This window comes from Cardinium endosymbiont of Nabis limbatus (genome assembly GCF_965196625.1).
In the GTDB taxonomy this organism is placed as follows: domain Bacteria; phylum Bacteroidota; class Bacteroidia; order Cytophagales; family Amoebophilaceae; genus Cardinium.
On sequence record NZ_OZ239769.1, the window covers coordinates 302,104 to 315,419 of the forward strand.

Genomic DNA, 13,316 nt, shown 5'->3' on the forward strand with positions numbered 1-13,316 from the left:
CGTGGATAGATATTGCCATCTGGTTTTCCATAGCTACGGATCAGGGTAAGAAGAAGGCTTAGGTTGGTAGTACATGTGGCCGGTGGATGGCCATATGGGCTATAATATCTTTGATTAACTCAGGGGTATTTCCATCCTCTTGCTTGATCTGTAAATAAGGGCATATTTTTAGTTGAAAGGCTTGTTGGTAAGCTTCTTGAATGGCTTCAAAGCGTTTTTGGGACATTTGATCAAACATATCTTGTTCACTTCTGTTCTGGTTGCGCCGTTGGAAGGTAGCAAAATCTATATCGCAGTATATACATAGATCGGGCATTAAACCAGAAAAAATACGATGGGTAGTTAAAAAAGGCGCCCAATAATCAGGTTGATGAGTGAGTTGATAGGCTATGGTAGAAAAAATAAACCGGTCAAAGATAACCACATCTACGTCATCTACCAATGCTTCTTTATAGATCAGTTCATGGCGTGCTGCTAAAAAAAGAAAAAATTCTGTAATAGGGTGCGCATGCGCTTGCTTAATGGTTAAGATGGTTTGCCAAATCGCTTGCGCATTTTTACTCCCTTTGGGATCATGTAGCAACTTTACACGGTAAGATTGCTCTGTTAAGATAGATTGGATGTGGTGGGCTAATGTCGTCTTCCCAGAAAAGTCTACGCCTTCAATAACTAAAATAAACCGGCCAGGTTGTTTAGGGTTTGTGAAATTTTCCATACACTTGTTTTGCGATTAAGGCTAAAAAAACAATTGACCTTCTTTCGAAATGCTACTCGAAAAAAGGCTATGTCTACCACCTAAAAATACAAATAAATCCACTACCGATTAAAAAGTTAAGTTTTCCTTAAAATTAGGTATATTGCACTCCGACCATTCAGTTATAAAGTAGTACAAGCATGGTTTATAAGTGATGAGCGCTATTCAAGATTTTTTTTCTTTTTCTGATCCAAACGTCCGAAACGTCCTGTTGGGAACCATCTTGCTGAGTACGAGTAGCGCTATGATTGGTGTATTTGCCCTGCTAAAAAGAAAGACTTTAATCAGTGATGCAGTTGCACATGCCGTACTTCCTGGCACTTGTTTGGCTTTTTTTCTAACGGGCGAAAAAAGTTCTATTTGGCTAATTATAGCTGCTTTTATTACAGGTTGGTTGGCCTCGATGGCGATTGATGCAATAACCGCTCATTCAAAAATAAAACAAGATGCGGCGATTGCTATTGTGGCTTCTGTAGCTTTTGGCTTTGGTAGCTTTTTGCTATCTATGCTGCAACATAGTGGTCAAGCAAGTCAAGGAGGGCTAAAATCTTTTTTATTGGGTAGTGCTGCAACGCTACTCAGAGCGGATGTGGTTGTATTATTGTGGTTGAGTGGTATTATCATTTTAGTTTTATGCTTGTTTTTTAAAGAGTTTATGGTCATTGCTTTTGATCGTCTTTTTGCCAAATCTATAGGGCTTCCTGTGAAAAGGATGGATTTTTTATTTACCAGTTTAATGGTGCTGGCCATTGTAATTGGCATAAGGGCGGTAGGTGTAGTGTTGATGAGTGCTATGCTCATTACGCCAGCTACTACTGCACGGTTCTGGACGGCTAATATTTCCTATATTATGATTTTGGCTGCATTGATTGCTTTTTTTTCTTCATTATCAGGAACTTTTATTTCTTATATAATCCCTTCTATGCCTACTGGGCCTTGGATTGTACTTATTATGTCACTTACAGCCTATTTTTCTTTTCTTATTGCTTGGGCTTATCGGGTATTTAGAAAGAAATCGATAGAATAGATTGTGTATGATGCCGCTTACGTTGCCTGCTTTTGATTTTAAAATCAAACAAGCATTAGATAAAACCTATATTTTAGACCTGGTGCGTAAAAAATATGTCTTACTTACGCCAGAAGAATGGGTGCGTCAACATATGTTGCATTATTTGATTGATCATCTTGCATATCCCAAGGGGTTGTGTTGTTTGGAGAAAAGAATATATACAGCAGACAGGTATTATAGGCCTGATATTATCATCTGCAATAAATCTGGTGTGGCCAAAATGATGGTAGAATGTAAAGCACCTTACATCACACTGACCAATGAAACCTTAGGGCAAATGATGCAATACAATCGGCAACTTATGGTCGATCATTTAGTAGTAACCAATGGCATAAACCATTTTTGTTGGCAGTGGGAAGCAACTTTAAACCAATTTCGGGCTATAAGCTATATTCCAACCTATCAAGGCATCGATAGTAGTTCGCTAGTCTGCTGATGGCTAGGCGAACCACTAAGTTAATGGCTGTTAGATGACCTTGCAACTACTACCCCTTAAGTTAACGCCGTTAAGTAACGGAAACTGTAATAGGCATAAAAAGCAAGTTTAGGGAAATATATAAGCCTAAAGTTTAAGAGTAAAATTTGAGCCTGTAAATTATTTTGTGTAAGTGCCGTTTTTTAGGAGAATCTTCCCTCAAATTCGATAGCGAATCGATTCAGAGCCGCTCTCCAATCATGTAAAGACATAGTCCACTTTTGTGATGCCTTCTGTATGGCTAAATATACTACTTTTAATGCAGATTGGTCATTAGGAAAAATTTTACGGTTATTGATAGATTTTCTAATAACGCTATTGAGTGATTCAATGGCATTGGTCGTATAAATAATTTTTCGTATTTCATCAGGATAGTCAAAAATAGTTATAATGTTGCTCCAATTTTTATGCCATGAACGACTAATAGCTGGATATTTTTTATCCCATTTTTCACTAAAAATAAGAAGTGCTTCTTCCGCTTGCTCAAGAGAAATAGCGCGATAAATAACTTTAAGATCCGATGCGACGGACTTCATGTCCTTATAGGGTACATAACGTAACGAATTACGAATAAGATGAACAATGCATAACTGAATTTTGGTTTTTGGAAATACTGTATTAATAGCATCTGGAAATCCGGTTAATCCATCAACACAAGCAATAAAAATATCCTTAATGCCACGATTATTTAACTCAGTTAATACTGAGAGCCAAAATTTTGCACCTTCGGTTTCTGCTATCCACAAACCAAGTAATTCTTTTTGCCCTTGACAATTAATGGCTAATGCCAAATAAATTGATTTGTTGATTACGCGTTTATCTTGATGACACTTGATAACGATACAATCTAAATACAATATGGGATATACTGTTTCTAATGGACGATTCTGCCAAACAGTAATCTCCTCAATAACAGATTCAGTTACTTTCGAAATTAAACTGTGTGATACCTCTGTACCATACAGCTCTTTGAATGTATCTGAAATATCTCTGGTAGTCATCCCTCTAGCATAAAGAGCCAAAATTTGTTCATCAAATTCAGTGAAGCGAGTTTGCCCTTTGCGAATGATTTGAGGATCGAACGTGCTGTTTCGGTCACGTGGCGTATTAATTTCCATTTCGCCAAAATCACCCTTTAATCGCTTAGGAGAGTAACCATTACGGCTATTTCCCGTGTTCCTGCCTTCTATAGCATGCTTTTCATAGCCAAGATGATCCTCTAATTCTGCATCCATAGCACGTTCTACCGTGATTTTTAATAGTTGCTTGCTGAGAATAGCTAAATCTTTTTCACTCTTAATAGACTTCGACAATTCATTTAGTAGATTTGGATCTATATTTATTTGTTGTTGTTCCATTGCTTATGACTCATTTATAACTAACGATTTAATCCGTTAGATTAGTTAATAATAAGCATTTACACAATTTTATTTACAAACTCTGGATAGCAGAAACCGAAGGTGCAAAATTTTGGCTCTCAGTATTAACTGAGTTAAATAATCGTGGCATTAAGGATATTTTTATTGCTTGTGTTGATGGATTAACCGGATTTCCAGATGCTATTAATACAGTATTTCCAAAAACCAAAATTCAGTTATGCATTGTTCATCTTATTCGTAATTCGTTACGTTATGTACCCTATAAGGACATGAAGTCCGTCGCATCGGATCTTAAAGTTATTTATCGCGCTATTTCTCTTGAGCAAGCGGAAGAAGCACTTCTTATTTTTAGTGAAAAATGGGATAAAAAATATCCAGCTATTAGTCGTTCATGGCATAAAAATTGGAGCAACATTATAACTATTTTTGACTATCCTGATGAAATACGAAAAATTATTTATACGACCAATGCCATTGAATCACTCAATAGCGTTATTAGAAAATCTATCAATAACCGTAAAATTTTTCCTAATGACCAATCTGCATTAAAAGTAGTATATTTAGCCATACAGAAGGCATCACAAAAGTGGACTATGTCTTTACATGATTGGAGAGCGGCTCTGAATCGATTCGCTATCGAATTTGAGGGAAGATTCTCCTAAAAAACGGCACTTACACAAAATAATTTACAGGCTCTGTCTAATGTTGCAGAATTTTTTGATAAAAAGTACAATGCACATAAGGTCGAGGTCTATTTTTCTGCTGAAATATGTGTAGACAAGCTTCCTAAAGATTGGTTAGATCAAGATGGCCCGGTTAAAACTTATCAATTTTTTGATGTTGAAGCCTTGCAAGACATCCATGTTGTACCAGCCTTTTTAAAGACAGGGAAGTAATTAAATTTTGGTCTTGATGTTTATCAAGGATCAGAACATGGTGCTCTAGTGTCTCAATGCTAGTATCCCAAGGATCTGTTTCCCTCACACAATGGCGTCAACTTAAGGAGTATATTTTTTTAGGGTCTTGTACTAGCAAAACGAATATAGTTTTGCTAGTCAAGACCCATAATTTTTAGCCTGCTGATGTATTATGTAAGGCAGCCAATCCGCAAAATACGGACACTTATAGAGAGAAAGATGACTTTAAATGGGTTTCATGTGATAGTTTATGCACGGTCGAGCACAATCTTTGTGTAAAGGATATAGATGGTAATGCGTATACGTTTACGTTAAGAACGTTTTTCTATGATGCATTGAAACGAGATTCATTCCTGGTAAAATTAAAATCTGTAATGTAATTATAATTGAAGCATATAAACCATAACGCATGGTTTATTTATTATAAATAGATGGGAATGATTCTATAGTATGCTTTATCACATAATGGATCTAATAGGTGCTTAGCATTGAAATTATATAAACAAACATAACAAAATGAAAGATTATACTTTACAAGTAACAGCTAGAGCGCTAATAGTAAAAAACAGGCAATTGTTACTTGTCAGCAATGATTATAAGCTTTGGTATACACCTGGTGGGCACTTAAACCCAAGTGAAATGCTTTCAGAGTGTATGGTAAGAGAAGTAAAGGAAGAAACTGGAATTGATGTTAAACCAAACCAGATTGTCTATGTTGCAGAATTTTTTGATAAAAAATATAGTGTACATAAGATAGAAGTCTACTTTACTGCAGAAATAGTTGTAGATGAGCTTCCTAAAGATTGGTTAGATCAAGATGGCCCGGTTAAAACCTATCAATTTTTTGATATTGAAGCCCTTGCAAGACATCCATGTTGTACCAGCTTTTTTAAAAACAGGAAAATGGTTAAATCTTGGTATTAACGTTTATCAAGGATCAGAAACGCGATAAGGTAATATGTAGTAATCAAGATCTAACCTTACAGTTAATAAAAATAGGCTTTCAGGTTGTCGGTTTAATCTTATATCAGCTATGCTTTTAAAATACAAGACGCGGATATGTTACCTAGTTTTAGCTCATTCTAATAAGTCTAATTTCGGGTTTAAAGAACAAGCCGAGTATCGCGCTGCTACAACCACTTTACCTTTGCTTCTTTCCAGACCTGGAGGATTCAGTAGGAGCTAGCCGTATCGGCTTGTCCTAACAAATTTAGTATTTTTTTATCGAAATCAAAAAAAACACCTTAGCTATTAGCTCACGATGCATCTAGTAAGCGATCTGTATAACCTCTTATAAACGCAGCCAGTAATTCGCCTTCTAGAAGACCTTGCGCCAGTAGGGCCAATTGATAGGCCTGTTCTACCAATCCTTTTTGTGCTGCTTCATCACTGGTAGTGAGGATTTTTTTAGCCAAAGCGTGGTTCCCGTTAATCGCTATATGCATCGACTGAAAAGTATTTTGTTTGGCCGCATTGCCTTGTGTAAATTGCGCCATACGCTTCAAATCCTCGGAGGTTATAAAGGAGACAGGTAGCTCCTCTGGTAACATGGCCGCTACATCCCAAGTAGTTTGCTCAGCGCCAATCATTTTTTCGTAAATAGATTTTAACCTTTCTCTTTCTGCTTCTGTCAGACTATGCGCAATGGTCGTTTCTTGTTCAATGAGATTACCAATGGTATCGGTGTCAATGCCTTTAAACTTGACCTTATCTAGTTTATATTCAAGAAAATTAATAAAATTTGTATCAATCTGACTGTTCAACAGCAATACATCATATCCTTTTTGTTGTGCTGCTTGTAAATAGGTCGCCTGTTTTTTAGGATCTGTTGTGTAGAGCACAACTAAGTTACCGTGCTTGTCCGTTTGATTTTTGGTTACGACATCTTTATACTCAGCGATGGTATGGTAGTGGCCAGCTGTATTTTGCAATAGTACGATGTCTCTGATTCTTTCATCAAACTTAGGATCGGTGATCATACCATACTTGATGAAAAGAGAGATATCATTCCATTTGTCCTCGTAAGCTTTACGATCTTGCCCGAAAAGTGTTTCTAACTTTTCTGCTACCTTTTTGGCAATATAGGTATTAATTTTTTTAACGTTGCTGTCTGCTTGTAAAGCGCTTCTGGAGACGTTAAGTGGTATATCAGGTGAATCAATAATACCATGTAATAAGCGTAAAAAGTCTGGAATAACCTCTTTTACATCGTTGGTAATAAATACCTGCCTTGCATAAAGCTGAATGGTTTCTTTTTGCTCAAAGTAGTTGGCTGCTTTAGGAAAATAGAGTATGCCTGTTAACGTAAATGGGTAATCAATGCTCAAATGAATCCAGAAAAGAGGCTCTTCTGCAAAAGGATAGAGCGTTTTATAAAATGTAAGATAGTCTTCGGATTGTAGATCTGCTGGCCGCTTGATCCATAGTGGCATGGTATCATTGATTACTTTTTTATCAAAAACGATTTCTATCGGTAAAAAGCGGCAATGTTTATCTAAAATGGCATGAATACGTTCTTGCTGCAGGAATTCTTCGGCATCTTCTGCAAGATGTAATATAACTTCTGTACCTACTTCACTTTTTTCGGTAGGATGTATTTCGAAGTTGGTGCTGCCATCACAGCTCCAATGGGTTGCTTGGGCATCTGCTTGATACGATTTGGTAATAATTTCAACTTTTTTGGCTACCATAAAAGCTGAGTAAAAGCCCAAACCAAAAAAGCCAATGAGCTGATGTTGATCTACTTGTTCTTTATATTTTTCTACAAATGCAGCAGCACCGGAAAAAGCAATTTGGTTGATATACTGCTTGATTTCATCAGCTGTCATGCCTAATCCACCATCTTTAATGGTAAGTGTTTTGGCTGATGTGTCAAGCAGCACCTCTACTTGTAACCCATCTGTAGTACCCTCATAGAGGCCCATAGCGGCTAGCTTTTTAAGCTTTTGAACCGCATCAACACCATTCGCCACTAATTCTCTTAAGAAAATATCCTGATCGGAATAAAGAAATTTTTTAATAATCGGAAATATATGCTCAGTATGTACCGATATGGTTCCTTTTTCGTTCATCGTTAATAGTAATTTATGGTTAAATCTATATTGTACGCTATTGTAACCTTAGGCTTGGCCAAGTATCCACAATAGCCAACCCAACAATTGACAATGCCACAAAAATCATGCCAATAGAGGGTATTTTCTTAAATCTAGAGGTAAAAAGTTATTTATTTTGGACTCTTTCTAAGACGTGTTTTTTCTTTTTGTTTGTATATAGCCCTACTAATTTAAAGCGTATAGACAAGTTTCGACACCAAAATGACCATTAGCAATAGATTATGCAAGCGGTCTATTAAAAGCAGGCCTAGCGATTTGACTGAGTAGGAGGAGCTGCTTGCAGCACATTAGTGGCTTTTGACGTTAAGTTTGTTTGAATATCATCTTTAAAATTAACTGTTTTGTCATGTCCTCCTGCATAGGCATCAAATACATTCAATAGGCACCAAGCGGCTGCAATGATAATAAATAAGTTGCGTGTACGTGCACATTCCTTAATACGTTTGTCAACGTATGCAGGATTTAGTTTCTCATTATCATTATCATTTTGATTCTTAAGCGAAATACATTTATATCTGTTCATTTCTTGGTGCTCTGAATAGATTCTATAGCCTACTAAAGCAAACCCCAAATAGAGGCAAGGCACTTTCCAATAATCCTTATTATACACTTGCCCCAGGCCAGGAAAAACCATGGAACTAATCCAAGCACGCTGTATCAGCGCTTGTGTACGCATGGTTTTACGCAGCAATTCTGCTTCGTCTACCTTACTAGAAGATAAATGATTATAGTCATCTCGTACAAAATGCAACCCGCTGGGTGATTGATTCGTAACATTGCGTATAATTGGCCTACTTGGCCACGTAACCTTGGCCTGGCCAAGGTAGGTAAAGTGTAAAAAACCCATCACCATTAAAAAGAAACGATAGTGCACCTTCATAGCTTATTTTGTATTTGAGATGATGGAGAGAATTCTAGCTAGTTCTTCTTCAGAATCAAATGAAATTTTAATTTCACCTTGCTTTTGTGCATCTGCTTTTATAATTACTTTTGTGTTAAATTGCTGGGTTAATTGCGTAGTTGTATTTTTGAGCTTTGCTTTAAAAGAAGGATTAAAGTGTGTTTTAACAGTTGGCTTTTTCAGTTGGCTGGTAACAGATAAATCTTGCACGAGTTTTTCTACTGCTCGTACAGAAAGGGTCCCTTCTAGAATTTTTTTTAATACGCTTAGCTGTATTTCTGGCGTCTGAAGATTAATCAGCGCCCGTGCATGGCCCATAGATATTTTTTGATCCCGAAGCGCAATTTGAATATCAGGAGGCAATTTCAGCAACCGCAGGTAATTATTAACCGTAGTTCTATCTTTTCCAACCCGTTCTGCTAATGCTTCTTGCGTTAATTTACAGTCTGTTAGCAAACGTTGGTAACTCAACGCAATTTCGATTGCGTTTAATGCCTCGCGCTGTATGTTTTCAATAAGTGCTACCTCTAATACATGGAGATCATCAGTGGTACGTATATAGGTTGGCACCTCTTCTAAGCCTGCTAATTTAGCTGCACGCAAGCGCCGTTCACCAGCGATTAACTGGTAGGTCTGATTGCCTACTTTACGAACCGTAAGCGGTTGTATAATGCCATGTAATTTTATGGATGCGCTTAGCTCATTTAGCGTTTCTTGGTTAAAGTCTTGCCGAGGTTGAAAAGGATTAATCGCAATGGATGCAGTCTTAATCATTTTAAAAAAACGCTCAGCAGCATCAGAAGATGCTTCTCCATGTGCGCCCTGCAAGAGCGCACTTAGCCCTCTACCTAGAACGCGATTTCCTTTTGTAGGCTGCATAATTTAATATTTTATTATATATTACTTCTTAGCGCTACTCGTAATTTCTTCAGCAAGGCTAAGATAACTAACGGCTCCTTTACTATCTGAATCATAAATAATGGCTGGCATACCAAAGCTTGGTGCTTCACTTAACTTAATATTTCTTGGAATAATGGTTGCAAAGACCATACTCTGAAAATGTTTTTTGACCTCTGCTACAATCTGATTGGCCAAACGAAGCCGTGCATCATACATGGTCATTAATATGCCCTCTATTTCTAGATTGGGATTTAAACGGGATTGGATAATTTTAGTTGTATTCAATAGCTTCCCTAACCCTTCTAGGGCAAAGTATTCACACTGGACCGGTATAATTAAAGAATCTGCAGCAGTAAGTGCATTGATGGTAATCAAGCCTAAGGAGGGGGCGCAGTCCACTATAATGTAGTCGTAAGTAGACGTTATGGGCTTTAGGGCTTCTCTGATGCGCCCTTCCCTATTCTTAAAGTTGACCATTTCTACTTCTGCACCAACTAGGTTAATATGAGAGGGCAAAAGATCCAGATTAGGGATACTGGTTGGTTGAATCAATAGTTTAGGATCTACAGCTTCGACAATGCATTCGTAAATGCTGTATTCCACCTCTTCTGGTTTAATACCTACTCCGGAAGTTGCATTTGCCTGTGGATCAATGTCAATAAGAAGGGTATTCTTTTCTAATATAGCAAGACTTGCTGCTAGATTTATAGCAGTGGTAGTTTTGCCAACGCCGCCTTTCTGATTTACAATTGCTACGATTTTTCCCATAAACACTGCGATTTGCTCGCATAAATTTTACAAATGATCAGATTACGCTCAAATCCCTGTTTTCCTATTTCCCGATTATAGTAGGGAAATCAGCAACTAAAAAATAAAAATCAAGTAAACAAAATAAAACTAATACTAGAAAAAGACTAAAAAAGTAATAGGTAAAGCCATAAGGACCTTATTATCTTATAATTACCATATTATATGTTGTGCTGATCTTCCAATCTATGAAAAAAATAAAAAAATATCAAAAAAGTTACGATGATTTGGCCAGGTAGTAAGCATCATCTATGTTGCACATAACCTGGCTACCTTCCTAAATAGACGATTAATATAGAAATATCAGCTGGACGCACACCACTAATGCGAGAGGCTTGCCCTAGGGTAGCTGGTCTCTTCTTTTGAAGTTTTTCTAATGCTTCTGTAGAGAGTGCCTTTAGCTTTGTATAATCAAAATCATCTGGAATGGTATAGTGCTCTAATCGTTCCATTTTTTCTACAAGTTCTTTTTCTTTTAGAAAATAACTTTCGTATTTAATCTGGATACCCACTTGTTGAAGCGCCTCTTGTGTATAGGCAGCTAAGGCATTTGCTTGCTGTTGGTCTAATGCAAGCAGGTCATTCAAACCAATTTCTGGCCTTTTTAAAAGTGCATGCGCAGATTGGGTTTCATCTGTTAAGGCTGCACCTGATGCTGCTAAAATTGGACAGATCATTTCTGGTGCTATCTTCCATTTTTTAAAAAAATCAAAGATAGAAACCATCTCTTCTTTCTTTTTCAATACTTTTTGAAGCCGTTCTTCATCAGCCAGCCCTATTGCATGCCCCCATTCTGTTAAACGCAGGTCTGCATTGTCTTGCCTGAGTAAAATACGAAATTCAGCCCGTGAAGCAAACATTCGATAGGGCTCTTCTGTCCCTTTTCCCACTAAATCATCTATTAAAACCCCAATATAGGCCTCAGATCTTTTGAATACCACTGGACTGAGTGCATTAATCTTTCTGCAGGCATTAATCCCCGCCATTAGGCCCTGGCAAGCAGCTTCTTCATAACCAGTAGTTCCATTGATTTGCCCTGCAAAATAGAGATGCTCAATCAGTTGGGTTTCTAGTGTATAGTACAACTGTGTAGGAGGGAAATAATCATATTCAATCGCATAGCCAGGACAAATCATTTTTGCTTGCTCAAAACCAACTATAGCCCTTAACATCTTTAATTGAATGGCTTCTGGCAGTGAAGTAGACAATCCATTTACATAAACCTGAATCGTATGCCAACCTTCTGGTTCCACAAAAATTTGATGGCGCTCTTTGTCTGCAAATCTATCTACCTTGTCTTCTATAGAAGGACAATAACGTGGGCCCGTGCTTTGAATTTGACCATTATAAATGGGAACATCTGCCAAATTATCCTTAATAAGGTTGTGTACTGTTGGATTGGTATAGGTAATGTAACAATTTTTTTGCTGCTTAAGTGGCTCTTTGGTTAAAAATGAAAAACTGCCTGGCAAAGGATCTCCTGGCTGTGCTTCCATTCTGTCGTAAGCCAATGTTCTGCCATCTATACGAGGAGAAGTACCTGTTTTCATTCTTCCCGTCTGAAATCCCAGCTTTTGAAGCTGTTCAGTAATACCTGTGGCAGCCCTTTCTGCAGAACGGCCTCCAGCTATTTTTTTTGCACCAATATGGATCATACCATTTAAAAAGGTCCCATTGGTTAAAATAACCGCTTGGCTCTTTATGGTAATGCCCAGTGCGGTTTGCACCCCCTTCACCCTGCCCTCTTCTATAAGCAAGGATATAACCATATCTTGCCAGAAATCTAGATTGGGCAATGATTCAAGCGCCCTTCTCCAACACTCTGAGAACAACCTTCGATCATTTTGTGTGCGCGGGCTCCACATCGCTGGCCCTTTTGAGGTATTTAACATTCTAAACTGAATTGCTGATTGATCTGCTATAATACCAGAAAAGCCCCCTAAAGCATCTATTTCCCGAATAAGTTGCCCTTTGGCAATGCCTCCCATGGCTGGATTACAGGACATTTGACCAATCGTCTGTAAGCTCATGGTAATCAGCAAAACCTTAGCGCCTAGTTTAGAAGCAGCTGTAGCCGCTTCACAACCCGCATGGCCACCACCTACTACAATAATATCATATTCAAGTAACATAAAACTGAAAACATGTTTCACGTGAAACACCCCATTAGGCATAAAAAGAAGATCTATCACCAAAGGGGTCAAAAAAGGATAAAGTATCTGTTCATCCAATGGCGTCAACTTAAGGAAAAGCTAATCTAATACAGAGATGCAAATGGATTGTTCGCATACTCCACCGCCGATGGCCGGAAATAAAAAGTTGGCACACAGTAAAAATAATGAAACGAGCTGTTTTTCTGATCCGCTGAACAACAGCTCGTCAGTAGAGTACAAGCTTACTGAAACACCAGTTTTTTATCGTCGGCCATTAGCGCTTTAACTTGACGAAATGGGAACCACCGCCCATTAAAATGATGTTTTATTAGTATGTTCATCACATTGGTAAAAAACAACAGTTAGCTGATTTAGGGCCCATAAAAGGAAGTTTTAACCAATCCTATAGAATAGGTTTTCTTTTTATAAGAAGGCTATAACCAGGAAAGAAAAAAAAGATTTCTGATGCAGCTGTTTCATCTGAATCTGAGCCATGAATAGCATTATAATCGATAGAGGTAGCAAATGCTTTTCTAATGGTACCTTCAGTAGCTTCTGCTGGATTGGTGGCACCCATTAGTTTGCGTAGATCTGCTACTGCATGGTCTTTTTTTAAGACCATTGCGACTACAGGACCAGAGGCTATGAAGCTACATAGATCTTTATAAAAAGGGCGATCTGCATGGACTGCATAAAAATGTTCCGCAGCGGTTTGGGTTAGCTGAAGCATAGAGATGGCATCTATAGCAAAACCTGCTTTTTCTATCATGGCAAGTATAGCCCCAATTTGATTGGCACTAACTGCATCAGGCTTAATCATTGAAAATGTTTGTATTCCTTGCATTTTG

The 13,316-nt window shown here is 37.7% G+C and carries 11 protein-coding genes and 1 pseudogene; 4 read left to right on the top strand and 8 right to left on the bottom strand.

The genetic code is table 11. The features are described from left to right. Positions 1 to 58: 58 nt before the first annotated feature. Positions 59 to 715 carry a dTMP kinase gene (tmk, locus tag ACOALF_RS01420; protein ID WP_419241672.1) on the bottom strand — a complete coding sequence of 219 codons (657 nt, stop codon included), beginning with the start codon at positions 713 to 715 and terminating at the stop codon, positions 59 to 61. Between the two features lie 193 nt (positions 716 to 908). Here tmk and ACOALF_RS01425 point away from each other — a divergent pair, with 193 nt between their 5' ends. Together ACOALF_RS01425 and ACOALF_RS01430 are read left to right on the top strand one after the other, a co-directional pair. Then, a complete protein-coding gene (locus ACOALF_RS01425) occupies positions 909 to 1,781 on the top strand; it encodes a metal ABC transporter permease (protein ID WP_419241673.1) in 873 nt (290 codons plus the stop codon). Positions 1,782 to 1,788: 7 nt separating this feature from the next. Beyond that, positions 1,789 to 2,259: a type I restriction enzyme HsdR N-terminal domain-containing protein gene (locus ACOALF_RS01430; RefSeq protein ID WP_419241674.1), complete on the top strand. Its 471-nt coding sequence runs from the start codon at positions 1,789 to 1,791 to the stop codon at positions 2,257 to 2,259. A gap of 182 nt (positions 2,260 to 2,441) precedes the next feature. On the opposite strand, the gene ACOALF_RS01435 is transcribed toward ACOALF_RS01430, so the two are convergent. Next, positions 2,442 to 3,656, bottom strand: a complete 1,215-nt coding sequence (locus tag ACOALF_RS01435) for an IS256 family transposase (protein ID WP_419241131.1) — start codon at positions 3,654 to 3,656, stop codon at positions 2,442 to 2,444. 80 nt (positions 3,657 to 3,736) lie between these two features. Between ACOALF_RS01435 and ACOALF_RS01440 the strand changes: the two are divergent. Together ACOALF_RS01440 and ACOALF_RS01445 are read left to right on the top strand one after the other, a co-directional pair. Next, positions 3,737 to 4,339: pseudogene (locus ACOALF_RS01440) on the top strand (IS256 family transposase); the annotation flags it as partial. A 771-nt stretch (positions 4,340 to 5,110) separates the two neighbouring features. Beyond that, a complete protein-coding gene (locus tag ACOALF_RS01445) occupies positions 5,111 to 5,518 on the top strand; it encodes an NUDIX domain-containing protein (RefSeq protein WP_419241675.1) in 408 nt (135 codons plus the stop codon). 332 nt (positions 5,519 to 5,850) lie between these two features. On the opposite strand, the gene htpG is transcribed toward ACOALF_RS01445, so the two are convergent. The 6 genes from htpG to ndk all read right to left on the bottom strand — a co-directional run bounded on the left by htpG (position 5,851) and on the right by ndk (position 13,312). Further along, a complete protein-coding gene (htpG, locus tag ACOALF_RS01450) occupies positions 5,851 to 7,665 on the bottom strand; it encodes a molecular chaperone HtpG (RefSeq protein WP_419241676.1) in 1,815 nt (604 codons plus the stop codon). A 289-nt stretch (positions 7,666 to 7,954) separates the two neighbouring features. Continuing rightward, complete coding sequence (locus ACOALF_RS01455) at positions 7,955 to 8,587, bottom strand: DUF5683 domain-containing protein (protein WP_419241677.1); 633 nt, start codon at positions 8,585 to 8,587, stop codon at positions 7,955 to 7,957. A gap of 3 nt (positions 8,588 to 8,590) precedes the next feature. Next, positions 8,591 to 9,487 (bottom strand): ParB/RepB/Spo0J family partition protein, encoded by an 897-nt coding sequence (locus ACOALF_RS01460; RefSeq protein WP_419241678.1) that lies wholly within the window; start codon positions 9,485 to 9,487, stop codon positions 8,591 to 8,593. A 21-nt stretch (positions 9,488 to 9,508) separates the two neighbouring features. Continuing rightward, on the bottom strand, positions 9,509 to 10,276 hold the full coding sequence (locus ACOALF_RS01465; RefSeq protein ID WP_419241679.1) for a ParA family protein: 768 nt from the start codon (positions 10,274 to 10,276) through the stop codon (positions 9,509 to 9,511). Between the two features lie 308 nt (positions 10,277 to 10,584). Further along, entirely contained in the window at positions 10,585 to 12,447 is a 1,863-nt protein-coding gene (gene mnmG / locus ACOALF_RS01470) for a tRNA uridine-5-carboxymethylaminomethyl(34) synthesis enzyme MnmG (RefSeq protein WP_419241680.1), read from the bottom strand. Between the two features lie 424 nt (positions 12,448 to 12,871). After that, the gene (gene ndk / locus ACOALF_RS01475) at positions 12,872 to 13,312 is read right to left on the bottom strand and encodes a nucleoside-diphosphate kinase (protein ID WP_419241681.1); all 441 of its coding nucleotides are present in this window, start codon (positions 13,310 to 13,312) and stop codon (positions 12,872 to 12,874) included. Between the last annotated feature and the right edge of the window lie 4 nt (positions 13,313 to 13,316).

Bases quoted from the DNA above. Each gene is read 5' to 3' on its own strand.
- tmk (WP_419241672.1), bottom strand. From the start codon at position 715: ATGGAAAATTTCACAAACCCTAAACAACCTGGCCGGTTTATTTTAGTT.
- ACOALF_RS01425 (WP_419241673.1), top strand. From the start codon at position 909: ATGAGCGCTATTCAAGATTTTTTTTCTTTTTCTGATCCAAACGTCCGA.
- ACOALF_RS01430 (WP_419241674.1), top strand. From the start codon at position 1,789: ATGATGCCGCTTACGTTGCCTGCTTTTGATTTTAAAATCAAACAAGCA.
- ACOALF_RS01435 (WP_419241131.1), bottom strand. From the start codon at position 3,656: ATGGAACAACAACAAATAAATATAGATCCAAATCTACTAAATGAATTG.
- ACOALF_RS01445 (WP_419241675.1), top strand. From the start codon at position 5,111: ATGAAAGATTATACTTTACAAGTAACAGCTAGAGCGCTAATAGTAAAA.
- htpG (WP_419241676.1), bottom strand. From the start codon at position 7,665: ATGAACGAAAAAGGAACCATATCGGTACATACTGAGCATATATTTCCG.
- ACOALF_RS01455 (WP_419241677.1), bottom strand. From the start codon at position 8,587: ATGAAGGTGCACTATCGTTTCTTTTTAATGGTGATGGGTTTTTTACAC.
- ACOALF_RS01460 (WP_419241678.1), bottom strand. From the start codon at position 9,487: ATGCAGCCTACAAAAGGAAATCGCGTTCTAGGTAGAGGGCTAAGTGCG.
- ACOALF_RS01465 (WP_419241679.1), bottom strand. From the start codon at position 10,276: ATGGGAAAAATCGTAGCAATTGTAAATCAGAAAGGCGGCGTTGGCAAA.
- mnmG (WP_419241680.1), bottom strand. From the start codon at position 12,447: ATGTTACTTGAATATGATATTATTGTAGTAGGTGGTGGCCATGCGGGT.
- ndk (WP_419241681.1), bottom strand. From the start codon at position 13,312: ATGCAAGGAATACAAACATTTTCAATGATTAAGCCTGATGCAGTTAGT.